The sequence below is a fragment of the Streptomyces sp. NK08204 genome, assembly GCF_020400585.1.
Classification (GTDB): domain Bacteria; phylum Actinomycetota; class Actinomycetes; order Streptomycetales; family Streptomycetaceae; genus Streptomyces.
The window spans coordinates 1-23,594 of the sequence record NZ_JAINVF010000036.1; the positions used below are offsets into that span (position 1 = coordinate 1).

Below are 23,594 nucleotides of genomic sequence, written 5' to 3' on the forward strand. Positions count from 1 at the left end.
CACGAGGGGCGTCACGGCCGGGTCCAGGAGCACGAGCGCGGCGGGGTCCGTGACGACGACCGCCTCCGTCGATGGGTCCTCGACCAGGTCCTCTGGGCCCGCGACCACGGTGACGACGGCCGCGCCTATCGCTGGGACTAAGGCCGCTGAGTACGCCGCTGAGCCCGCCCTCGGGCAAGTTCTCCGCTGACGACCAGCGCGACGGCCTGCTCCACCAGGACCTCCGATTCGTCACTCTCCTCCCCGTGGGCCCAGGCGGTGCCGGGTGCTGTGACGGGGAGCATGAGGCCGGGCCAGGCGACCGCCCCCGACACGATCAGACCCGGCCTTCGCCGGGGGCCCGGATTTCTACGCATCACGGGTCAACCTCGTTCATGGCACTTCCCTGCGCTCGCTGAGGAGTGACGGTTCGCGGCCCCTGTACCCGCAGGTGGAATGCGGCACCCGCAGACGGCGGGGACGGCGGCGTCCAAGGACATCATCGCGATCACTTCCAGGACCGAAGAGCAGGACAAAGACTGCAACCGCGCCCGGAAGGACGGTTCACAGCCCGCCCTCTCACCGAGGGAATAAGTGCATGGGTCGGGTGGCCCTGCGCCCGGGGACGGTGGGCCCCTACCGGGTGGGGATACGCGGTGGCGACAGTGGGACTCCTGTCACCCCAGGGTGAAGGAGTCCGCCATGAACCCGGCAGACATGGTCGTCGTCATCGCCGCCGCCGTAGCCGCCGCCGTACTGGTCCGGTTCTTCTTCGGCTCGCGCCGGACACGGGCGGCAGAGCCCTCCCGCGGGGTGCAACGGGTCCAGGTGACCGTACGCGGCGGCTACGGCCCCGACGTGATACGGCTGCGCCAGGGCGTTCCGGCGGGACTGGTCTCCCACCGGCAGCAGTCCGCGGAGTGCACGGACAGCGCCGCCGCCGTCCTTTCCCGTATGCCTACCGGGCCCTCCGTGCCCGCTGCCTCACCCTGCGCGCCCGCCGCCCGGGCCTCGTCCTGCCGTTCCGCGGCCACGGCACCACGGCCGGCCCGTCGCCGCCCCACCCGCACACGCAGATCGTCGGGAAACCGATCGCACTCGCCCGCCTCCGCCGGCTGTTCGACGTCGCCCGCGCCTACCGCGAACCACGCCGCGGCGGAACCCGCCGACGGTGCGCGTCGTGGAGCAGACCGCCGTGCTCCTGCGCCAGATCACCCCCGCCGCACCGAGTCCGCCGGGTTCGAACTCGGCACACTTCCGCGCCGAACTGCCCCGTCACGGCCCGTACCCGGACGAGCGGTGGCGCACCCGGATCGGCGGCGACCACCTCCTCGGCGTCGCTGAACCGCGCCCGCCGGACTGACCGACGACATCCCCCGGCACGCACCCACACGAGGGAAAGATCATGACCACGAAGACATCCGACACCCGGGCCTGTCTGGTCGGCGGAGGTATCGCCTCCCTGGCTGCCGCGGTGTTCCTGATCAGGGACGCCGGACTGCGCGGGGAGAACATCCGCGTCCTGGAGGAACTCCCGGTCGTCGGCGGGGCGCTGGACGGCACCGGCGACCCGGGCCGCGGCTTCGTCGCCCGCGGCGGACGCATGCTGGAAGAAGAAGCGTACGTCTGCCTGTGGGACCTGCTGGAGACCATCCCGACGCTCACCGACCCGGACAAGAGCGTCAAGGACGAGGTGTGGGAGTTCAGCAGCAAGTGGCCCTCCCGCTCCGGCGCCCGCCTCATCGACCGCGACCACAAGATCCTCGACGCGGCGGAGCTGGGACTGAACCTGCGGGACAAGGCCGAAGTGGTCCGCCTGCTGGCGCTGCCGGAGCGCGTCATCGGCGCCCGGCGCATCGACGAGTTCTTCTCCGACCACTTCTTCGCCACGAACTTCTGGACCATGTGGCGCACTACCTTCGCTTTCCAGAACTGGCACAGCGCCATCGAACTCAAACGCTACATGCTCCGTTTCGCCCAGGAGCTGCCGCGCATCCACACCCTGGCCGGGGTGCGCCGTACCCGCCTGAACCAGTACGACTCGATCGTCCGCCCCATCCAGCAGTGGCTCGCCGAGCGTGGTGTGGTCACCGAACACGGCACCACGGTCACCGACGCGGAGTTCACCGGTGACGCAGTGAGCGGCCGCCGGATCACAGCACTGCGCTTCGTGCGCGACGGCCGGCCGGGCACGTACGAACTCGGCGAGCACGACTACGCCTTCCTCACCCTGGGGTCGATGACCGCGGACGCCGCCTTCGGCGCCGACGACCGCGCGCCCGAGCTGATCCGCGACAAACGTGACGGCGCCTTCCGGCTGTGGGAGGCCATCGCCCGCAAGGCACCCGACTTCGGCCGCCCCAACACCTTCTGCGGCAACGTCGACGCCAACAAGTGGGAGTCGTTCACCCTCACCATGCGCAGCCCGCTGCTGATCCACCGCATCCAGGACTTCTCGGGCAACGCCCCCGGCACCGGCGGGCTGATGACCTTCAAGGACTCGGCGTGGCTGATGTCGCTGGTGGTGCCACACCAGCCGTACTTCGCCGCCCAGCCCGAGGGCACCTACACCGCCTGGGGCTACGGACTGTTCCTCGACGACAAGGGCGACTACGTCGACAAGACGATGTCCGAGGCCACTGGCCAGGAGATCCTCACCGAACTCGTCCATCAGCTCGGCTTCGAGGACGCTCTGGGTGAGATCCGCGCCACCACCACCGTCGTCCCGGCGATGATGCCCCACATCACCAGCCAGTTCGCCCCGCGCCGGGTCGAGGACCGGCCCCTGGTCGTTCCGCGCGGTGCTCGGAACTTCGCGTTCCTGGGCCAGTACACCGAGATCCCCGAGGACGTGGTCTTCACCGTGGAGTACTCGGTGCGCGGCGCCATGCACGGCGTGTACGGGCTGCTGGGCGTCGACAGGCCGATCCCCGGCATCTACCACGCCCTGTCCGACCCCCAGGTCGCCCTCAGCACCCTCAAGGCGGCCCTGGCCTGACCGTACCGTCGTCGGCAGCGGACCCGGCCACCCGTGCTCGTGGCTGAGCTGATGATGGCGCTGGTGGCCTACCAGGCGTGAAGCACGAGGGAGTGGGCTGGTCCGCCCTCCCCTCCTGGGCTCCGGTGCCAGTCACTCGACAGGACTGCCCCAGAACACACGCGCGGATGAACCCAAGGATCGGAAAAGCCGTCAATCAGCATGTCGGCATCATCTGATCCAGTGAAAGGTATCCCGTGCCCTGGTACCGAAGGCGACGGTCACGCATACTCATCGCTCTCGCGACAGCCGTGACGGTCGTCCTGATCGTCGGGGTCACTATCGCCCTGACGGTCACGACATACGATCACACGTCGCCGCGCGCCGCCCGGGACAAGGCATCGGGACCGGTGGCCGGGCCTGTCGACTGCCGCAAGGCCAAGTGCGTCGCCCTCACCTTCGATGGTGGTCCTAGCCCGACGACGCCGAGATTGCTGGACATCCTGAAGCGTGAGCACCTGCACGCGACGTTCTTCGTGCAGGGGGAGGGTCACATCGGGAAGTACCCCGAGATACTCCGTCGGATCTCGGACGAGGGGCATGAAATCGGCAACCACACCTGGAACCACAAGGTCCTCACGCAGATCGACGCGGACGAGGCCCGCCAGGAACTGACCCGCACGCAGAACGCCATCGAGAAGATCACTGGTACCAAGCCCATCCTGATGCGTCCGCCGCAGGGCCGCACCAACCGCAAGGTGGCCAAGGTCTGCGAGGAGTTGGGGCTGGCGCAGGTGCTGTGGAGCGTCACGGCCAAGGACTACGAGACAACCGACTCGGCCCTGATCACCAAGCGGGTGCTCGACCAGACTGACCGCGACGGCATCATCCTGCTGCACGACCTGCACAAGGGCACGGTGCCCGCCGTTCCGGGGATCCTCAAGGCTCTCAAGCAGCGCGGCTACACGATCGTCACGGTGTCGCAGCTGGTCGCCCCGGCCAAGCCCCAGCCCGGGATGGTTTACCGGCCCTAGCCGGAGTCGGGGGCTGCCGATGGCGTTGACCGACTCTTAGCGCACGACCGTGCCGGTGTGCGGCTTCAGGTCCCTCACCGAGCAGTTGCGCGCTGCTGCTCGGCGGCGAGCTGCGCCTTCTCCTGGGCGGTCAGGGTCCGTTGCCGCGCAGCTTCCGGCCGGCGAACGAGCTCGCCCGGCATCTTCAGCAGTTCGCAGCGTGACGCGTCACTCGGCCGGCTGCGGTGAGGACTCTTCGACGACCCACTTCAGGTAAGCCTCGGATCCCCCGGTCACGGGAAGGGTGATCCACTCGGGAACCTCATAGCTGTGCTGCCTGGACACCCAAGCCCCCAACTCCGGCAGCCGGTCCGTGGTCGTCTTGTACGAGATCCGCCACTCCTGAGCGGTCTCGAGGGATCCCTTCCACCAGTACACCGCGGTGAACGGCTGGTCGATGTGGGCGCAGGCGGCCAACCGGTTCTCGACCGCGCCGCGAGCGAGGGCCTTCGCCTGGTCCTCGTCGTCGATGGTCGTCTGCGCAATCACGATCTCGGCCATGTAACTGCCCTTCCAGGTCGGGGTGGCACGACCCTACCCACCGGCTTTCGGGAAACGTGTTCATGGGCCGGGCCGTCGCCCGATGCGTCATCGGCTGTGGTCCGTCACTCCGCGCTCGGGCGGGATGCGTACGGGGATGCTGGCTGACGATTTGGTGCGTGACAGCGGGTGAGACCGTGTCGGCCGAACCGACTGCCATCATGGACCTTCGACGGCGTCCGCTGGGGTGACATCGTGCGTTGACCATGGCTGCAAGCCCCGCATCGACGGCCACCGGCGGCTTGCGGAAGCGAGACCGGCCAACCCCGCAGGGGCGGGCGGCTGTGTCCGGGCAAGACGCCGGCCACCGGCATCGAGGATGCGCCCCCGCGACGCACAGCCGTCCGCGGGTGGATTTCATCGAACGCCCTGTTGGGAAAGGCGGTTGGCGTACGCGTCAGCGTAGGTCAGGTCGGCCAGGAGCCTTTCCACGTCGGTCATGAGGGAGCCGTAGACGTGCCAGGCGCCGGGCTTGATGAGGGTGCCGCGGCCGATCAGGCTCGTCATGGTCTCGTGCCAGGCCAGTACTCCCTCGATGGCCTGCCGCAGCCGCTCGCGGGGCATCGTGTCGGGTGAGCCGGCCGGTCCGGACGGCTGGACGAACTCCCGCACGGCCGCTCCCGCCGACTTCAGGGTCTCGGCATAGCGGTCGAGGAACTGGTGGCCCAGGTGATGATCGGCATGGCGGTCCTGCGCACTGTCGGCCAGCGTCCGGGCGATGCCGCGTACTTGCAGGGCGACCCCGCGCAGCGCCCGGAAGGCGTCACCGGTGGGCATTTCCCCGCGCCCGGCAGGGGCCACCACGCAGCGCGTGTTCCACCGAAGACTTTCGTCCGCCTGCCGCACTTGTTCCTCCGCATGAGCCAGACGCTTGTCCAGGCTGCGGGCCCGATGAAGCCAGCCGTGAGCCCTGGAGCCGAGCTGCCGGCGCTCCAGACCGTCCCCCATGTCGCTCAGCAGTGATCCCATGGCGTGGGCGAGGTCGCGCACGGCGGATGCGGACTCGTCCACGTACAGCGGAGGCAGCAGGACTGCGTTCACGGCGATACCCACGACGGCTCCGGTGAGGGTCTGCAGGACCGGGGACACGAGGCTGCCGAGGGGACCGGTTGTCGTGGCAGTCAGCGCGACGACCGCGGTCGACGCGATCTGCAGCCGTTCATCGGCAGTGCGGCGTGGGCCCGCCAGCACCGCGAGGAGGGCGATGACCGCCACGGCGCCCGCAGTCGGCCCCAGCAGCCGGGCAGCCGCGAGGGCGACAACCAGGCCGGCCACGCGCGCCGCGACACTGTGCATCGCCTTCGTCACCGACTGGTGCACGGTGGAGGCGTTGACCATGAGCAGAGCCGTTGCCACCGCCAGGAAGGGCTGCCCCGTCGGGGCCCATGACTCCCAGGCACCCCACGTGAGCAGGGCCGCGATCAGCGTCTTCGCGCCGCGCACCGCATGTCCGGGCCGCCGGGCCCGCAGCGCACGCAGGAGGCGGCCTGCCGGCCGTGACGCCTTCACCGGAGCGACCCCCGACAAAGTAGTTGAAATCTGCACGACTCTGATGATGGCACCTTTTCCACCCATTGGCCTCGTGATGTCCACCACGGCTGCTCCGTCACAAGAAACAGGCATACGGATGTGACCTGCGCGTCGCCATGCACTTCGGCCGTCCTTGGCGGCCGCCGTCGCCGTTCGGTGCTTCAGAGGACCGCTTCGCGGTGCGGTGGCGTGGCGCTTCGGGAGTTCAGGCTGCCTCTCCCAGCAGTTCACACAACTCGACGTCCAGATCGAGCAGTTGTGATTCCTCGCCTCTGGGGACCACCTGGTGGGTCCGCTTCAGCCAGCGCTCCACCACGGCCAGAGGGGCCTGGAAGAGGGCCTGTCCGCCGGGTGCGGACAGGGCCAGGTACAGGACACGTCGCCGGCCTGCACGGGCCGGCCGGATTCGCACGTCGCCGTCCCCGGACGCCCGGACGATGCCCTGCGCGAGCAGGTCGCGAGCGAACACCCATGTGGTTCTGGTGTCCGAGCCGGTGTGGAAGTCGACGTAGACGGCGTAGGGGTCGTGCGGGCTGTACCACAGACGGGTCGCCACGCCGATGCTGTAGTCCGGTGCGACCACCAGGCGCATCTCGCATTCCTGCTCGACGAAGATCTCCATGGCTTTGCTTCTCTCGATGTGCTATGGCTGGAGGCTCACCTGCCGAAGGCGCGTGTCCTGGGCGAACGGCCCTTGCCTGCATGGCGGTGCCGGGTGATTTCGCCGGTCGCGGCCGGCATGCGAACCGGGCCCTCCACTGCCGGGCCGGGTCGGCTTCCGTGAGCATTCAGCTACGGCACGGTCCTGGTCGATGCGGAGCGCGCCGGTAACGGGTATGGGCTGCCGGAGCTGTCTGTGCCTCCGGGTCTCAGCTCGCGTAGGCGCAGGCTGGTCGGAGGCATCTGCAGAGACACCGGTGGATCTGCGGCGCGGTCGGTGGCGCGCCAGGCGGTTGCCTTCCCGGTCAGTGAAGACCGCGCTCTGCTTGGTGGTCGCGCATCCAGCTGACCTGCCCGAGGATCCAGGCGTGGCGAGCGTCGTCGCTCTCATCGGGGCGACCGTGGTCGTGGTCCCGGCTCTCGCCCCGAATCCCGTACGGGGGTCGGTCGTGCGCGTGGGCGGGCTGCGCGGAACGGGTGATGACGGCGGATCCGTCGCCGGCGCTGAGGCCGGCTGCCGATGCAGGACCCTCTGTGATGAGGAGTGCGGCCGTCGTGACGGAAAAGACCGCGAGGGCAGTGCGAAGAGCAATCTTGTATGCCATGGCATTTCCTCCTTGCTCAGGCACTGATGAGGCTACGTCGATGTAGTTGAAGCGTGAATCATATTTGCTGTGATGTGTGCCATTTATTGGCGCATGTTCGGCGGAATTCCCCGGCGTTGCTCCCGCTCGTCGGGGGTGCGGCGGAGGTGAGCTCGTCGGTTCGCCGGTGGTCGGCGGGGTGTGTGGCCGCGTCGGTCTGCGCAGAGGTGAGCGGCGGTTGCCGGCAGCCGGTTCAAGGCGTGGGTGCGTGGTGCGTGGTGCGAGGTGGGGGCTTCCGTGCTCCCCGGATCTTCCTGAGCCTTCTAGCCCTCGGCGCAGCTTCCGGACGAGGTGGCGAGCGAGCCGATGGTGGCGGCCAGGGCTGCGAAGTGCTCGCTGCCGAGAGGTTCGAGGAGCCGCTGGCGCAGCGCCCCGGCGAGTGTGCGGGCGGCGGAGGCCGCGGCGTCGGCGCCGACCGTGGTGAGTGCGGCCAGGGTCACCCGGCGGTCCGAGGGGGAGGGGAGGCGCTCGACGAAGCCTGCCTCGGCAAGTCGGTCGACGACTTTGGTGGTGCCCGCGGTGGAAAACCCGAGCACTTTGGTGAGCTGGTGCATCGGGGCCGTTCGGGCGGGCCTCATGGTCAGGAACCACAGCACCTCGAACGAGGACGGTGCGAGCCCGGTCTCGGACTCCACGTCGGCGAGGAGTTCGTGGGTGAGCCGGCGGAAGCCGCTGTACAGCGTGTGCCACTGGTCCAGGAGGGCGATATCGCCTGCGTCACATCCGCCGTGGCCGTCGGGTCGCGTCGGTTCCGTCACTCTGATGTGCTCCCGTCATCTCGCCCGATGCGCTCCCAGGATAGTCGGTGACATTTGCCTCGCTAGCGAGCTAATTGCTGGTGTTATATTGACGCTTCAACATTCTCTCGAGCTGCATGGCTCCGCTCTTGACCCATCTGGAAGGACCCGTCGTGACCACTGCCGACACCCTGGCTGCTCCCGCCTCATCCGCCCGCACCATCTGGGGTCGCGGGGCCGTCGCGGCACTCGTCGCCGCGGTCCTCAACCTCGTACTGGCGATCGCCGCGGCCGCGGTGTTCGACATCGACTCGCGCTTCATCGGTCTGCAGCCCGTGCCCGTGATCGCCGCCACGCTCATCACGATGATGGCGGGCACCGGGGTCTTCCTGCTGATACGCCGCTTCGCCGCCCGTCCGGAGCGGATCTTCACCATCGTCGCGTTGGCCTTCGCGGTGATCAGTGTCGCCTCCCCCCTCAGCCTGCTGGGCGCCTCGCAGGCGAGCCAGCCCGGTGTCAGCGACACCGCCGCCCTGTGCCTGATCCCTCTGCACCTCATCCCCGCCCCCGTCCTGCTGGCGGCGCTCACTCGCCGCAAGGCCTGACGGCACAGCGGCTGCTCGGTCGTGCGGTACGCCTGGCCGAGCAGCGCGGGCCGGCCCTCAATCGCTCGACGGCGACGCGACGAACGGAACGTCATCCTTCCGGCGGGACCGGCGGGACCGGCGGGACCGGCGGGACCGGCGGGAGCGGCGGGACCGGGTGGACCGAGCGGGGCGGGGGGACAGGGCGATGTGCGGTCGAAGAGGCCGAGGTCACCACCGGCCCCGCTGCGGCGGCCCGCATCAAGGAGTCCGGACCTGCATCAGGAGGGCGACGAGCAGCGCGGGCGCCGCTGGGCCGGACCTCGGCCCGGAGGGCCGCGCGGAGTGCGGCGGCCGTCCTGGTCGGCGCCGGCGACCAGGGCCACGGTCGGCTCGGTGCTCTCCGTCGTCAGCCACGTGGAGACCTCGCCGTCAGTGTTTTCCCGATCTTCCCGGCGGCCCTCCAGTGAGGAAGCCGCGATCCGCTCGCACCACCCGGAGCGGCAGCTCGACGCGGACCCGTACTGCACCGGCCTGCTCGATCAGCCCGCCCGGCCGTCGAGCCCGGCGCCCGCCCTGGCCGCCGCTCCGCCCTCGCCTCACCCGCGGTCATGCCTGATGTGAGAGAGGACGGGATCGGTGTGAAACTGGGCGGGGAAGGGGTGATCCCTGTGTCGGACCCACCGCATGCGGGCTTCGGCCCCGACACCCTCGTCGACGAGAATCGGCTGGAAGAGCTGATCATCGAGGCGCAGATGGCACTGCCGGTCGAACTGCCCGAACTGGCGAACCGGTGCGCCGCTGCCCTCGGCCTGCACACCGCGCAGATCTACCTTGTCGACCTGCAACAACGCCTGCTCGTCCCACTCGACGAGAGCGCGGAGCCGCTGCCGGTGGACCGCTCGTCGGCAGGCTGGGCGTACCGCACGGTCTTTCCGCGGGTGGCCGAGGCCGACCAGGACCTGATCGTGTGGATGCCTCTGGTCGACGGTGCGGAACGGCTGGGCGTGCTGGCGGTGGGGACCGCCTCGCTCGACGGTGTGCGGATGCGCCGCAGCCGGATGCTGGCCCATCTGTTCGCCATGCTGATCACCTCCAAGCGCGCCTACAGCGACTGGCTCGCCGCCCGCACCCACACCGCGACCATGCGACTGCCCGCCGAGATGCTGCGGGCCTTCCTGCCGCCCCACACCATCGGCAGCAGCAGGTGCGTCTCGACCGCGGTCCTGGAACCGGCGTACGACGTCGCCGGCGACGCCTTCGAGCACTCGGTGGTCAAGAACGCGCTGCACACCATGATCCTGGATGCCATGGGTCACGATCTGACCGCCGGCCTGACCACGTCGGTCGCCATGGCGGCGGCGCGCAACGCCCGCCGCGCCGGCGGCGACCTGGCCGACGTCGTCGGCTCCGTCGACCAGGCGCTCGCCCAGTGGCTGCCCGACCAGTTCTGCACCGGCGTGCTGTGTCGGCTCGACGCCGAGACGGGGGTGCTGCGCTGGGTCAATTGCGGTCACCCGCCACCGCTGTTGATCCGTGCCGAGCGGGTGCTCGCCGGGGCCCTGGACAGCGCCGCGCAGCTGCCGATCGGCCTGCCAGGCCTACTTGCCCCGGCAGCCCGGCAGGTCCACGAGACGACACTGGAACCGGGCGACTGCGTCCTGCTCTACACCGACGGTGTCGTGGAGGCGCGAGACGCGGACGGCGCGGAGTTCGGCCTCGACCGGTTCACCGACTTCATCATCCGCTCCCACGCCGCCGGCCAGCGCCCGGCCGAGGTGCTGCGGCTGCTCGTCCACGCCATCCTCGACTACCAGCGCAACCAACTACGGGACGACGCGACCATCCTGCTCTTCGAATGGCGCCCGCAGAACGAGTGATGCCGCATTGGTCCGAGCCTTCGCTGTGCTCGTGCACCGTCCTCGGCCGGGCCGGGTGACTTGGCCGGCGCCGACTTCCGGTGCGCGGAAGCGCTGTCGGCGCCCTGACCGGCCGGGCGGAGCGCTCAGTCCCGGAACAGGCCGACGACCTGCTGGATTTCCGCCTCACGGCACTGCGCCGCTGCTGCGCAGCGAACACCCGGCACCCATCGGCCGGGAGGCCGTCGGCCATTGCGAGCGACCCTGGCGGCTGTCTTCTCGTCGGCCGCCCCACCGGATGACCGCGAGGAGCAGCTGGCGGCCCTCACCTGCGGGAGCCGCAGAGCCGGGACCGTCCGGCACCGCCGGGAGTGAAATCCGTCCCGCCCCGGCCGGCGTGGCAGAGGCCCCGCCGCACACGGGCGTGACCGCCCGGGTACCAGGGCGCTCCGCTCGGCGGTGTGTCCGCTCGCGGACCGTCCGAACCATCCGTAATGTCCGGACAGCTCGGTTCTGAAACGGCGTGAGGAAGTGGTGTCATGGTGGTCGGGGTCTTTCGCTCGTTCCGTGCGGCGGCCACGCAGCCACAGTCACCGGTCCGGACCTCCGACTCCCCGCGCCGCACCACCGTCGGCACCGGTGCGGGGGAGCGGTGGTGAAACAGCGTCAGATCTTCGGCACCGTCTTCGCTCTGGAGGCCGTCGTCGCCACCGGTGTCTTCGTCGTCGTCCTCGCTCTGTTCGGCTTCGCCCTGATCCGGCGCCGCGCACGGCAGCGGCCCGGCGAGACCGGAAAGCCGGAACGGCCACGTCTGGAGGTCTTCTACGTCAGCGTCCTGACGGCGTTCGTCGCCTTCCTGGTGGCCTGGACCGCATGGCAGAACCACCGGGAGAACGACGCCGCCGACCCCGCACCCGTGCGCGTCGACGTCCTGGCGCACCAGTGGTGCTGGACCTTCGGCTACCCGCAGACCTCCCACCACCGCGGCGTCACCTCCCTCTGCCGCGGTGACCAGTTGCCGACCCTGGTCGTGCCGACCGGCCGCCCGGTCCAACTGCGGCTGACCTCCCGGGACGTCATCCACTCCCTGTGGGTCCCGCACCTGCGCTACAAGATGGACGTCTTCCCCCACCACGTGAACACCTTCACCCTCACCTTCGACCACGAGGGCCGGTGGATGGGCAAGTGCGCCGAGTTCTGCGGACAGCGGCACGCCACCATGCGCTTCTGGCTCAAGGCCGTATCGCCCGGCGAGTACGACCGCTGGGCCGGCGCCCAGCAGGGCACCGGGGGAGGTGCGGCGGTATGACGGCCGCTCCACCGGCAGCCGGGCAGGAGGACACAGGCGGCCGGCCGGTCAAGCCGAGCGGCTGGCTCGGCTGGGTGGCGACCACCGACCACAAGCGGATCGGGCTGCTGACCCTCGGCACCTCCCTGGTCATGCTGCTGCTGGTGGGCATCATCGCCCTCGTCATGCGCAGCCAGCTCGCCCTGCCCGAGCAGGACCTGGTGGACGCCCACACCTACAACCAGCTGTTCACCATCCACGGCTCCGGCATGATCTACATGGTCATGACCCCGTTCGCCCTCGGAATGGGCGTCTACCTGGTGCCGCTCCAGATCGGCGCGCCCGGGATCGCCATGCCCCGCCTCACCCTCTTCGGGTACTGGCTGTACGTCCTCGGCGCCGTGGTGATGCTGTCCGGGTTCGCCACGCCCGAGGGCGCACACTCCGACGGCTGGTTCTCCTACCCGCCGATGGCCGACAGCCGGTACTCGCCGGGCATCGGCTCGGATCTGTGGATCGTGGGCGTCTTCCTGGCCACCACCGGGACCATCATCATGGGCTGGGCCGTGCTGTGGACGGTCCTGCGGCTGCGGACGCACGGCATGACGATGCTGCGGCTGCCCGTCTTCTGCTGGTCCATGATCGCCACGTGCCTGATGGTGATCGGTGCCTTTCCCGCCCTGCTGGCCGCCCTGACACTGCTCGCGGCCGGACGTGCCGACGCCACGCTGTTCGACTCGAACGTGTGGAACATCGGCTACCAGCACCTGTTCTGGTTCTACGGGCACCCCGTGGTGTACGTGATGTTCTTCCCCTATCTGGCCGCCGTCGCCGAGGTGCTCGCCGTGTTCTCCGGGCGGCGGTTCTTCGGCTACAAGGGCACCGTGCTGTCCCTGCTGCTCTTCGCGGCGCTGTCGATGAGCGTGTGGGGCCATCACATGTTCGCCACCGGTCAGGCCGCCAACGACTACTACTCGCTGACGTCCATCGCCCTGATCGTGCCCGCCGGTGTCGAGTACTTCAGCATGCTGGGCACCATCGTCGGCGGGCGGCTGAGACTGAGTACGCCCATGCTGTTCGCGCTCGCCTTCGTCCCGCAGTTCCTCGTCGGCGGGCTCACCGGCATCATGGTCGGCACCCCGGTCATCGACTACCACGTCACCGACAGCTACTTCGTCGTCGCCCACCTGCACTACGTGCTCTTCGCCGGCAGCATGTTCGGCCTGTTCGCCGCGCTGTACTTCTGGTTCCCCAAGGTCACCGGTGTGATGCTGGAGAAACGGCTGGGGCGGCTGCACTTCTGGCTGCTGGTGGCCGGCACCAACCTGACCTTCCTGCCGATGTTCGCCCTCGGCTATCTGGGCATGCCGAGACGGGTGTCGACGTACGCCTCCTTCGACGGCTTCGGCCCGCTGAACCTGCTCTCCAGCTGCGGTACGGGCCTCCTCGCCGCGGCCATGACCGTGTTCGCCGTCAACATCCTGTGGACCTTGCGCAAGCGGGCTCTCGGCCGGGCGGAGCCGGCGCCCGACGACCCCTGGGAGGGCCACACCCTGGAGTGGGCCACCACCTCACCCCCGCCACGGCTGAACTTCACCCCCGACCGCCCGGTGCCGCCCGTCACCAGCTTCGCCCCGCTGCTGGACCTGCGGCAGCGGCAGGCACGGCAGGCGTCCGGCGCCGCCGAGGGGAGCGGGGCGTGAAGCGGTACCTGGCGTTCGTCGTGGTCGCCGGCTGGGGCGCTCTCAACGGCCTGCTGCTGGTCGTCCTGGCGATCTACGGCGAGCGGTCCCTGGCGTACTGGCTGTGGGGCGGCGCCGTCACCCTGCTGGAACTGGCCGCCGTCGCCGTCCTGCTCTCCTCCCGACGGGGGCCCGAGCAGCACGTGGCCTACCGGGTGCCCGTACGGGGCTCCGCGGCGGCGCTGCCGGCCGCCGTCGGCTGCCTGCTCGCGGGCCTGGCCCTGGTCTACGGCTACTGGCTCTTCGCCCTGGCCGGGCCGCTGCTGGCGGTGGCGGCAGCCCTCGCCGTGCACGGCACCGCCCCCCGGGAGGAGTGAACCACCGTGCATCGGGGCATCCACCCGGCGCAGCTCGCGTCCGTGGCCGCGATGGCCTGCTCCGGCCTCGCCCTGGCCGCCGTCGTACCGGCCCTGGTGCGGCTGACCCGCCGGTCACCGCTGTGGGCGGGGGTGAGTCTGCCCGCGGCGGTGGCCCTGCCGCTGCTGGTGCTGCTGCACGCCGTCGTCGTCCTCGGCGGCCTGGTGGTCCCGGTGCCCTCCTCGGCGGCGTTCGTGACGCAACCCCTGCTGCTCGCCGCGGCCGTGGTGTTCTGGCTTCCCGCCCTCGCCGACACCCCGCACCGGCTCAGCGACCCGGGCCGCTGCCTGTACCTGTTCCTCGCCGCACCCCTGCTGGACCTGCCCGCGGTCGGCGTCATCGCCGCGGGACACTCCGCGGACGGCCTCGCCATGATCGTCGGCATGCTGCCGCTCGGCCTGATCGCGGCGGCTGTCACCTGGTCGTGGGTCACCACCGAGGAGCGGACGGCCCCGGACGTCCTCGCGCCACCGGCGCAGGAGGCAGAGCCGTATGCCGGGTGACACCCGCCCGCGGGTCCTGATCCTCGACGTGAACGAGACGCTCACCGACATGGCACCGCTCGGCGCTCGCCTGAAGGCCGTCGGACTGCCCGCCGGCCGCTGCCCGTCTGGTTCGCCCGGTGTCCTGCGCGACGGCACCGCCCTGACGCCGGCCGGCGGCCACGCCGACTTCTCGGACATGGCCGGCGACGACCTGCGTACCCTGCTCGCCCGGGAGGGGCGGGCCGGGCAGGATCCCGAGCGGGCCGTGCGGCACGTCCTCGGCGGACTCACCGGCCTGCCCCTGCACCCCGACGTGCCCGACGGCGTACCGGCGCTGCGCGCGTCGGGCCACCGCCTGCTGACCCTCACCAACGGCTCGGCCGGCACCACGCGCGCGGTGCCGGCACGCGCGGGGCTCGCCGACTGCTTCGAGGCGTATCTCGACGCCAGGGAGCGGGAGGCCGTCGGAAACCCCTGCTGCCGAGGCCTGCGCGCATGCGCTGTGCACGGAGGGCACGGATGCCGGGGCGGCGATGCCCGTCTCGCTCCACCCGTGGGAACGTCGGCGGGGCCGCGCGGGCCGGGCTCACCACCGCCTGACTCCGCCGTACGCAGCTGCCCTGTCCGTCGTCGCTGCACCCCGCCGACCGGGAGGCGGCCGGGAGGCGGCCGGGATGGGGGGACCTGGCGCGGCAACCGGGCGGCGGCCCGGCGCACTGAGCCCTCCGCCCGCCGCGGAACCCCCGCGCCGTCAGGACCCCCCGGACTCCTCGGCCTCGCTCGGCGCGGCCCGCACCGCCTCGATCCTGGACCGCTGCCAGTCGGTGGCGGGCTGTTCCACCCGTCGGCCGAAGTACCAGCGGCTGAGCGCGTTGCGGATCCGGTGCCTGTGGAACCAGCGCCACGCTTCCGTCCCGCGGGCCAGAGGGCGCGGCTCGTCGCGGACCAGGATGCGGTAGACCTCCTCACCCGTCAGCAGCGTCCGGGCGTCCCGGTACCCGCCGTCCGCCGTGCGCCGCACCTCGGACGTGCGCTCTCCCTCGAGCAGACGTCGCCGGTCGGCCGCCTGCAGTCCCAGGCACGCACGCTTGGTCGCCTGGTACACCAGGAACGGCAGCACGAACAGCCCGGCGCGCAGGGTGTAGGTCAGGGCCTGCAGCGGAACCCGGAACACGTAGGCGAGGACGTCCTGCCCGCCCGCCATCAGCAGCACACCGTAGACCGTGACACCGGCGGCCCCCAGGGCGGTGCGGGTGGGCTTGTCGCGCGGCCGGTCGCACAGATGCTGCTCCGGCCTCGGTCCGGCAAGCCACCGTTCCAGGAACGGACAGGCGTACAGGACGGCGAAGAGGCTCACCGGCATGACGACCGCCGGAAGGAAGACGTCCCAGACGACGGTATGACCCGCGAAGTCGGTCTCCGCCGCCGGCATCAGTCGCAGCGCGCCCTCCAGGAAGCCCACGTACCAGTCCGGCTGGGCGTCCAGCGACACCTGGTCGGCGCGGTAGGGGCCGAACAGCCAGACCGGGTTGACCTGCATCAGGGCGCTCATCAGGGTCAGAACGCCGCCCACCGTCAGGAACAGCCCGATGGACTTGGTCGCGTACTGCGGGTAGAGCGGCTTGCCGACCACGTTCTGGTTGGTCCGGCCCGGCCGGGCCCACTGGGTGTGCTTGTGGTACACGACGAACGTCAGGTGGACGCCGACGAGCGCGAGGAGCAGCCCCGGCAGCAGCAGCACGTGCGCGACGTACAGACGCGGGATGATCTCGTGCCCGGGGAACTGGCCGCCGAAGACGAAGAACGACAGATAGGTGCCGACCACCGGAATCGACAGCACGATGCCGTCGGCCGTGCGCAGACCGGTGCCGGACAGCAGGTCGTCGGGGAGCGAGTAACCGCAGAACCCCTCCAGCACCGCCAGCATGAACAGTGTCACACCGATGGTCCAGTTGACCTCCCGCGGGCGCCGGAAGGCGCCGGTGAGGAAGATCCGCATCAGATGCAGTCCGATCGCCGCGACGAACACCAGCGCACCCCAGTGGTGCACCTGCCGGATCATCAGGCCGCCGCGCACGTCGAAGCTGATGTCCAGCACCGACGAGTACGCCTGCGTCGTCATCACCCCGCGCAGCGGCTCGTAGGAGCCCGTGTACGGCTGTTCCGCCATGCCGGGATGGAAGAAGAAGGTCAGGAAGACGCCCGTGACGACGAGGATCAGCAGGCAGTACAGGGCGATCTCGCCGAGCAGGAAGGACCAGTGGTCGGGGAACGCCTTGCGCAGGAACTCCCGGCCGGCGGAACTGAGCGGCAGCCTCTTGTCGAGTGCCGTCGCCACGCGCTCTGCCCGTGCGGGCCGCGATGAGTCCTCCTCGTCGGACAGCGCCACGTGCCCTCGCCTCCCGCCGGTCGGCCGCTCCCCGGCTACTCAGCGTGCCTGCCTGTACACACATCGACTCCGAGCCTGACACGAGTGCGGGCACCACGCTCGGTGGAACGGCCGGGCAGAAGGCGGACCGAGCCCCTCCACCCCGGCCGCGGAGCAGGTGATCAACCGCCGTTTGACGCAGGGACAGCGGGGCTACTCGGGGTCCCGCCGGCCCGCATCCCGCGCAGGAGGTCGGCCCGCACCCGCGCAGGAGGTCTCCGTGGCCAACGTCTCCCGATTCCTTGCGGCACGCCTGCGGACGTGGGGTGTGGACCGGGTGTTCGGCATGCCCGGCCGGGACGTCGACGCACTGGTCGGCGTTCTGCGCGGCACACCGGACCACCCGGAGTTCGTCCAGGCCCGGCACGAGGAGTCGGCCGCCCTGATGGCCTGCGCCCACGCCAAGCTCACCGGGCGCCCCGGCTGCTGCCTCGCCCCCTCGGGCGCCGGGGCGCTGCGCCTGACGAGCGGTCTCTACGACGCCGCGCTGGACCGTCAGCCGGTGGTGGCCGTCGTGGGTGAGGAAGAACCGGCCCACAGCGCGGACGGCCGACGGCGGACTCCGCACGCGACACCCCTGCTCGCCGAGGTGTCCCGGTTCGCCGAACCGGTGAACGACCCCCGCCGGGCGGGTGACGCCCTGGACCGCGCCTTCCAGGCGGCGTTGACCGAGCGAGGGCCCGCCGCCCTGGTGGTGCCCCGTTCCGTCCTGACGGCCGAAGCGCCGAAGGAACTGAAGACGCACGACGCGGCGGGGACCGTACCGGCCCGCTTCGAGCCGCCGGCCAGACCACCGCGGATGGACGACGTGCGCCGGGCGGCCGGTGTGCTCAACGACGGACGCAAGGTCGCCATCGTGGTCGGACGCGGCGCCGCGCGTGCCGCCGACCGGGCGGCGGGTGTCGCCGGGCTGCTCGGGGCGGGCATCGCCACGACACCCCTGGCGCGCGATGTGCTGCCCGACGACCTGCCGTACGTCGCTGGAGTGGCGGCCCCCTACGGCAGCACGGCGGCAGCGGCCCTGCTGCGGGACTGCGACACGTTGCTCCTCCTGGGTGCCGGGGACCTGGACCGGAGCCTGCTGCCGGACGACGGCCGACGCCGCGTCGTCGCACTCGACGCCGAAGCCGCAGCCCCCGGCAGCCGGCCGGCCGCCGGCCTCCACGTCACGGGCGATGTCGCCGCCGCGCTTGACGCGCTCCTTCCCCTGTTGCGGCGCAAGCACGGGCGCGCGTGGCGCGAGACCGTCGAACGTGCCGTCGACGAGTGGCGGGTTGAGGGCCGGGCGAAGGCACACCGGTTCTTCGGCACGTCCGTCAACCCCCGGGCCGTGGTCGCCGAGCTGTCGGCGCGGCTGCCCGACCGTGCCGTCGTCGTCACGGATTCGGGGTCCGCCCTCGACTGGTGGACCACGCATCTGGAACTGCGCGCCGGGATGCGCGCCCTGCTCTCGGACGGCCTCGCGGCCCCCGGCGCGGCCGTCCCCTACGCGGTCGCCGCCCGTCTCGCCTGTCCCGACCGGCCGGTGATCGCCCTGGTCGGCGACGGCGCGTTCCAGGCGCGCGGCCTGAACGAACTGCTCACCGTCCGCCGCCACCTGGAGCGGTTCGCGAAGCAACCGCCCCTGCTGTTCTGTGTCCTGAACAACGGCGACCTCAACCGGCTGACCTGGCAGCGCCGCACGGAGTCCGGCGACCCGCGGATCCCCCCGTCGCAGGAGGTTCCCGACGCGGCGTACGCCGACTACGCCCGCCTCCTCGGCCTCGCCGCCGTACGCTGCGACCGGCCCCGCGCGGTGGGGGACGTATGGGAGTGGGCCTTGTCCAGGATGGGCCCGGCACTGCTGGAGTTCGCGGTTGACGGCGAGGTCCCTCCGGACTGGGCAGAGCCCGAAGGGCGCGGTGGCACCGCGGACCGCTCCCGTCCGCGTGTCTCCCACGGCCGGGTGCGACGGCTGATCGGCGCGGCACCCGCCGGACTGTTCCGGCCGGGCTGAGCAGGGACGGGCAGACGGGCACCGCCCGGTCCACCCACCACGGGCCGGGGCTGACCAGTACCGTCGGTCTTCGCCCACCACCGGTTCGCCCCCGTACGAGCACGGCCTCCCGCGCGGGTGCGCGGTTCCCGGCGGCTCGTGCCGCCGGGCGCGACGTCCGGTCCGATGCCCCCGTGGCCGGCCCACGGGCGGTACGGCGCCGAAGCCCTGGTCCGGCCCGCCGTCCCGGGGCGCAGCGTGTTTGCCGGTCCGGACGGCAGGGAACCCGGCCCCGCGCACCGGCGGAGAGGACATGGCGATGCCCACCCAGGACGACGTGCGGAAGCTGCTGCGAAGCGGCAGCACCTACGAGGACATCGCCGACCGCCTCGGCATCCCGCCCGGCCAGGCCTATCTGATCGCCACCGGCCTGCCCGCGGACGGCGGCGACGTCCTGGCCCTCGAGGAACTCGCCGGACGCGAGGGTCTGCTGCCCGGCGGCAGCCAGCATCTGGTGAATCCGCCGACCGAGGTGCCCACCCGGGACGAGACGGTCGGGGAGTGGCTCAGGGAACGGGCCCGCGCCGACGGGCCGATGCGGGAGGCCGCCGCCCGCCGCACGGCCGAGCCCCCGCCGCCGGCCGAGGAGGACGCCACCGAGGACGTGTCGACGGTCCTGGGCCGCGACCACAACCAGGTCAAGGCCATCCAGGAGCAGTTGGAAGCGGTGCCGGGGGTGCGCGCCGGCGGCGGTCCGGTCCAGCAGCAGCGGCGCGTCTCGCTCGTCGACATGATCCGCGAGCGGCTGGCTGCCCACGAGGAGGCCGAGGAGGAGCACTTCTGGCCCGCCGTGCTCCGCACGCTGCCGGACGGCGAGGAACTCGCCGCGAAGGGACGGGAACAGGAACGCGAGGGCAAGGACCTGCTCGCCGCGCTGGAGGGCATGTCCGGCGGCGAGGACCGGTTCGACGAACTGGTCGAGGAACTCGGCCTGGCCCTGCGCAAGCACGTCGCCTTCGAGGACACCGTCCTGCTGCGCCTGCACCAGACCATGCCCGAGAAGCAGCGGCAGAAGCTCGGCCACCGGATCCTGCGCGCCGAACGGCACACTCCCACCCGGCAGCATCCGCACGCGCCGGACAAGCCCCCCTTCAACAAGCTGGCCGCCGCCGCGGCGGCACCCCTCGACAAGGCCCGCGACGCCATGACGGGCCGGCCCGCCCGGCGGCACGGCCAGGCAGAGCACGAGCCCTTCGCCGGCCACGAGCCCTCCGCCGACCGGACGGGCACCTCCGGCCAAGGGGATCGGACGGGCACCTCCGACCAGGAAGAAGAAGGGTGAGTCACGCCATGCGCAACCCCCTGAAGCAGTGGCCCCTGCTGCGGCAGATACGGCAGGGCGACCCGTTCGGCCGGGGAGCGGCGGTCAAGTCGAAGGCATCGGCCGGCCTGCGGCCCCGTACGGCGACCGCTGACAAAGTGGTGAAATCCGTCTGCCCCTACTGCGGAGTGGGCTGCGCGCAGAACATCTACGTCAAGGACGACCGGATCGTCCACATCGAGGGCGACCCCGACTCGCCCGTCAACCGGGGACGACTGTGCCCCAAAGGCGCCGCCACGCTGGAACTGGCCACCGGCCCCACCCGCCGCCACCACGTGCTCTACCGCCGCCCGCACGGCACCGACTGGGAGCGTCTTCCGCTGGACCAGGCGCTGGACATGGTCGCCGACCGGGTGATCGAGACCCGGGCCCGCACCTGGGAGTGGGAGAGCGACGGCCGGCGCACCCGCCGCACCATGGGCATCGCGAGCCTGGGCGGCGCGACGCTGGACAACGAGGAGAACTACCTCATCAAGAAGCTGTTCACCGCCCTCGGCATCGTGCAGGTCGAGAACCAGGCCCGGCTGTGCCACAGCGCCACCGTCGCCGGTCTCGGCACCTCTTTCGGCCGGGGCGGCGCCACCACCTGCATGCAGGACCTGCAGCACTCCGACTGCATCGTCATCGAGGGCTCCAGCTTCGCCGAGGCACATCCCGTCGGCTTCCAGTGGGTCATGGAGGCCAAGGCCCGCGGGGCCACCCTCATCCACGTCGACCCGCGCTTCAGCCGCACCAGCGCTCTCGCCGACATCCACGTACCCCTGCGCGCAGGCAGCGACATCGCCTTCCTCGGCGGGATCATCCGCTACGTCCTGGAGAACGACAAGTGGTTCCACGACTACGTGCTGAACTACACCAACGCCTCCACCCTCGTCACCGACGATTTCGAGGACACCGAGGACCTCGGCGGACTGTTCGGCGGGCTCGACCCGGAGCTGGACGCGTACGAGAACGACAGCTGGCAGTACGAGGGCTTCCAGAGCCACCCCGAGCAGGAGCAGGACGAGCACAGCTACCGGGAGCGGCTCGCAGCGGCCAAGAGCGCCGGCCACGCCGAGTCGCACGGCTCCGGCGGCGCCGGCATGCACGGCTCCCCGCACCGGGACCCGTCCCTGCGCCACCCGCGCTGCGTGCTGAACCTGCTGCGCCGCCACTACGCCCGCTACACCCCCGAGGAGGTGGAGCGTACCTGCGGCATCCCGCGCAGCCTCTTCCAGCGCGTCTGCGAGACCATCACGGACCGCTCCGGCCCCGACCGCACGACCGCCTTCGCCTACGCGGTCGGCTGGACCCAGCACACGGTCGGCTCCCAGTTCATCCGCGCCGCCTCCGTCCTGCAGCTGCTCCTCGGCAACATCGGCCGCCCCGGCGGCGGCATCCAGGCCCTGCGCGGACACGCCAGCATCCAGGGCTCCACGGACGTACCGACCCTGTTCAACCTGCTCCCCGGCTATCTGCCGATGCCGCACGCCTACGACCACGAGTCGCTGGACGAGTACATCTCGGGGGAGGAACCGGAGAAGGGCTACTGGGGTGACATGCGGGCCTACCTGGTCAGCCTGCTCAAGGCCTGGTACGGCCCCGCCGCCCACGCGGACAACGACTACTGCTGGGACAACCTCCCGCGGATCACCGGAAGCCACAGCACCTACGAGACGGTCATGGCCCAACTGGACGGCACCTGCAAGGGCTACTTCCTGATGGGTGAGAACCCGGCCGTCGGCTCCGCCAACGCCAGGATGCAGCGGCTGGCGATGGCGGGCCTGGACTGGCTCGTGGTCCGCGACTTCTCCCTCATCGAGTCGGCGACCTGGTGGAAGGACGGCCCCGAGATCGACACCGGCGAGCTGCGCACCGAGGACATCGGCACCGAGGTGTTCTTCTTCCCGGCAGCCTCGCACACCGAGAAGAACGGCGCGTTCACCAACACCAACCGGCTCCTGCAGTGGCACTTCGCCGCCAGGGAACCGGACGGCGAGGCCCGCAGCGAACTGTGGTTCATGTACCACCTCGGCCGCAGGATCCGGCAGAAGCTCGCCGGGTCCGCCGACGAGCGCGACCGGCCCGTCCTCGATCTGACCTGGGACTACCCCACCGAGGGGACACTTCAGGAACCGAAGGCCGAGGCGGTCCTGGCCGAGATCAACGGCTTCGACGCCGAGGGCAGCCCCCTCGCCTCCTACGAGCAGCTCAACGACGACGGGTCCACCGCCTGCGGCTGCTGGATCTACTGCGGCTGCTACGCCGACGGCGTCAACCAGACCGCGCGCCGGGTGCCAGCCAAGGACCAGAACTGGCTCGGGCCCGAGTGGTGCTGGGCCTGGCCCGCCAACCGCCGCATCCTGTACAACCGCGCGTCCGCGGATCCCGACGGCAGACCGTGGAGCGAGAACAAGGCCCTGGTGTGGTGGGACGAGGACAAAGCCCTGTGGACCGGCCATGACATCGCCGACTTCAAGGCGACCAAGAGCCCGCACTACCGGCCGCCGCACGGCGCCACCAAAGCGGAGGGGCTCGCTGGCATCGACCCGTTCATCATGCAGGCGGACGGCAAGGGATGGCTGTACGTGCCCGCAGGCCTCGTCGACGGGCCCCTGCCCACCCACTACGAGCCGCAGGAGTCACCCGTCGAGAACCCGCTCTACCACCAGCAGCGCAACCCGGTCCGCGAGGTCTTCAGCCACGAGTTCAACCGCTACCACCCGAGCGGCCAGGAGCCGGGCGCGGACGTCTTCCCGTACGTGGTGACCACCTACCGCCTCACCGAGCACTTCACGGCCGGCGGCATGTCCCGCTGGTCGTCGTACCTCTCGGAGCTGCAACCCGAGATGTTCTGCGAGGTCTCCCCGGAGCTGGCCGAGGAGCGGGGGCTGGAGCACCGCGGCTGGGCGACGATCGTCACCGCGCGCAACGCCATCGAGGCCCGCGTGCTGGTGACCCCGCGGATGGTGCCGCTCGCCCTGGACGGCCGTACGGTCCACCAGATCGGCCTGCCGTTCCACTGGGGACCCAACGGCCACACCCGGGGCGACTCGGCCAACGACCTCACCGCCGTCGTCCTCGACCCGAACATCCACATCCAGGAGGTCAAGGCCCTCACCGCGGACATCCGGCCCGGACGGCGGCCCCGCGGACAGGACCGGGTGGAGCTGGTGCGCGCCTACCAGCGCCGCGCCGGCATCACCCCCGACACCGGAACCGAGGTGATCTCATGACCGGTCCGGACACTCCCCGGCGGCAGGGCTGCGGGTGCAGCGGCGGGTGCGGCAGAGAAGGGGGCGCAGGCGGCGAAGCCGGCGCACAGGGCCTGCTGAGCATCGGGCGGCGCCGCCCGGACGGCACGATCGGCTCCTTG

17 protein-coding genes are annotated in these 23,594 nt (G+C 71.0%); 12 read left to right on the forward strand and 5 right to left on the reverse strand.

From position 1 onward, the window contains the following. The first annotated feature begins 1,159 nt into the window (after positions 1-1,159). The 3 genes from K7G59_RS32090 (at position 1,160) to K7G59_RS32100 (ending at position 3,990) form a co-directional block, all read left to right on the forward strand. The gene (locus K7G59_RS32090) at positions 1,160-1,342 is read left to right on the forward strand and encodes a hypothetical protein (RefSeq protein ID WP_225840206.1); all 183 of its coding nucleotides are present in this window, start codon (positions 1,160-1,162) and stop codon (positions 1,340-1,342) included. Positions 1,343-1,384: 42 nt separating this feature from the next. Beyond that, complete coding sequence (locus K7G59_RS32095) at positions 1,385-2,977, forward strand: oleate hydratase (protein ID WP_225840207.1); 1,593 nt, start codon at positions 1,385-1,387, stop codon at positions 2,975-2,977. Between the two features lie 290 nt (positions 2,978-3,267). Further along, positions 3,268-3,990 (forward strand): polysaccharide deacetylase family protein, encoded by a 723-nt coding sequence (locus tag K7G59_RS32100; RefSeq protein ID WP_225840208.1) that lies wholly within the window; start codon positions 3,268-3,270, stop codon positions 3,988-3,990. Positions 3,991-4,197: 207 nt separating this feature from the next. Here K7G59_RS32100 and cutA read toward each other — a convergent pair whose 3' ends face one another. The 4 genes from cutA to K7G59_RS32120 form a co-directional block, all read right to left on the reverse strand. Next, positions 4,198-4,530 carry a divalent-cation tolerance protein CutA gene (gene cutA, locus K7G59_RS32105; RefSeq protein ID WP_225840209.1) on the reverse strand — a complete coding sequence of 111 codons (333 nt, stop codon included), beginning with the start codon at positions 4,528-4,530 and terminating at the stop codon, positions 4,198-4,200. Between the two features lie 396 nt (positions 4,531-4,926). Beyond that, positions 4,927-6,114: an aromatic acid exporter family protein gene (locus K7G59_RS32110; protein WP_225840210.1), complete on the reverse strand. Its 1,188-nt coding sequence runs from the start codon at positions 6,112-6,114 to the stop codon at positions 4,927-4,929. 190 nt (positions 6,115-6,304) lie between these two features. Then, positions 6,305-6,721, reverse strand: a complete 417-nt coding sequence (locus tag K7G59_RS32115) for an SsgA family sporulation/cell division regulator (RefSeq protein ID WP_225840211.1) — start codon at positions 6,719-6,721, stop codon at positions 6,305-6,307. Positions 6,722-7,666: 945 nt separating this feature from the next. After that, a complete protein-coding gene (locus K7G59_RS32120; RefSeq protein WP_225840212.1) occupies positions 7,667-8,161 on the reverse strand; it encodes a MarR family winged helix-turn-helix transcriptional regulator in 495 nt (164 codons plus the stop codon). A gap of 152 nt (positions 8,162-8,313) precedes the next feature. Here K7G59_RS32120 and K7G59_RS32125 point away from each other — a divergent pair, with 152 nt between their 5' ends. The 6 genes from K7G59_RS32125 (at position 8,314) to K7G59_RS32150 (ending at position 14,473) form a co-directional block, all read left to right on the forward strand. Further along, positions 8,314-8,745, forward strand: coding sequence for a DUF6069 family protein (locus K7G59_RS32125; RefSeq protein ID WP_225840213.1), 432 nt, complete (start codon positions 8,314-8,316; stop codon positions 8,743-8,745). Between the two features lie 641 nt (positions 8,746-9,386). Next, positions 9,387-10,604, forward strand: coding sequence for a PP2C family protein-serine/threonine phosphatase (locus K7G59_RS32130; protein WP_225840245.1), 1,218 nt, complete (start codon positions 9,387-9,389; stop codon positions 10,602-10,604). 634 nt (positions 10,605-11,238) lie between these two features. Beyond that, a complete protein-coding gene (locus K7G59_RS32135; RefSeq protein ID WP_225840214.1) occupies positions 11,239-11,892 on the forward strand; it encodes a cytochrome c oxidase subunit II in 654 nt (217 codons plus the stop codon). Continuing rightward, on the forward strand, positions 11,889-13,574 hold the full coding sequence (locus K7G59_RS32140; RefSeq protein WP_225840215.1) for a cbb3-type cytochrome c oxidase subunit I: 1,686 nt from the start codon (positions 11,889-11,891) through the stop codon (positions 13,572-13,574). The genes K7G59_RS32135 and K7G59_RS32140 overlap by 4 nt, the downstream gene beginning before the upstream one ends. Next, positions 13,571-13,930, forward strand: coding sequence for a hypothetical protein (locus K7G59_RS32145; protein WP_225840216.1), 360 nt, complete (start codon positions 13,571-13,573; stop codon positions 13,928-13,930). The genes K7G59_RS32140 and K7G59_RS32145 overlap by 4 nt, the downstream gene beginning before the upstream one ends. 6 nt (positions 13,931-13,936) lie before the next feature. After that, positions 13,937-14,473 carry a hypothetical protein gene (locus K7G59_RS32150; RefSeq protein ID WP_225840217.1) on the forward strand — a complete coding sequence of 179 codons (537 nt, stop codon included), beginning with the start codon at positions 13,937-13,939 and terminating at the stop codon, positions 14,471-14,473. 733 nt (positions 14,474-15,206) lie between these two features. Here K7G59_RS32150 and K7G59_RS32155 read toward each other — a convergent pair. After that, positions 15,207-16,844 (reverse strand): ubiquinol-cytochrome c reductase cytochrome b subunit, encoded by a 1,638-nt coding sequence (locus K7G59_RS32155; protein WP_225840218.1) that lies wholly within the window; start codon positions 16,842-16,844, stop codon positions 15,207-15,209. A 259-nt stretch (positions 16,845-17,103) separates the two neighbouring features. Between K7G59_RS32155 and K7G59_RS32160 the strand changes: the two genes are divergently transcribed. The 3 genes from K7G59_RS32160 to fdh all read left to right on the forward strand — a co-directional run bounded on the left by K7G59_RS32160 (position 17,104) and on the right by fdh (position 23,454). After that, positions 17,104-18,879, forward strand: coding sequence for a thiamine pyrophosphate-binding protein (locus tag K7G59_RS32160; protein WP_225840219.1), 1,776 nt, complete (start codon positions 17,104-17,106; stop codon positions 18,877-18,879). 292 nt (positions 18,880-19,171) lie between these two features. Beyond that, on the forward strand, positions 19,172-20,200 hold the full coding sequence (locus tag K7G59_RS32165; protein WP_225840220.1) for a hemerythrin domain-containing protein: 1,029 nt from the start codon (positions 19,172-19,174) through the stop codon (positions 20,198-20,200). An 8-nt stretch (positions 20,201-20,208) separates the two neighbouring features. Further along, positions 20,209-23,454, forward strand: a complete 3,246-nt coding sequence (fdh, locus tag K7G59_RS32170) for a formate dehydrogenase (RefSeq protein WP_225840221.1) — start codon at positions 20,209-20,211, stop codon at positions 23,452-23,454. Positions 23,455-23,594: the final 140 nt, after the last annotated feature.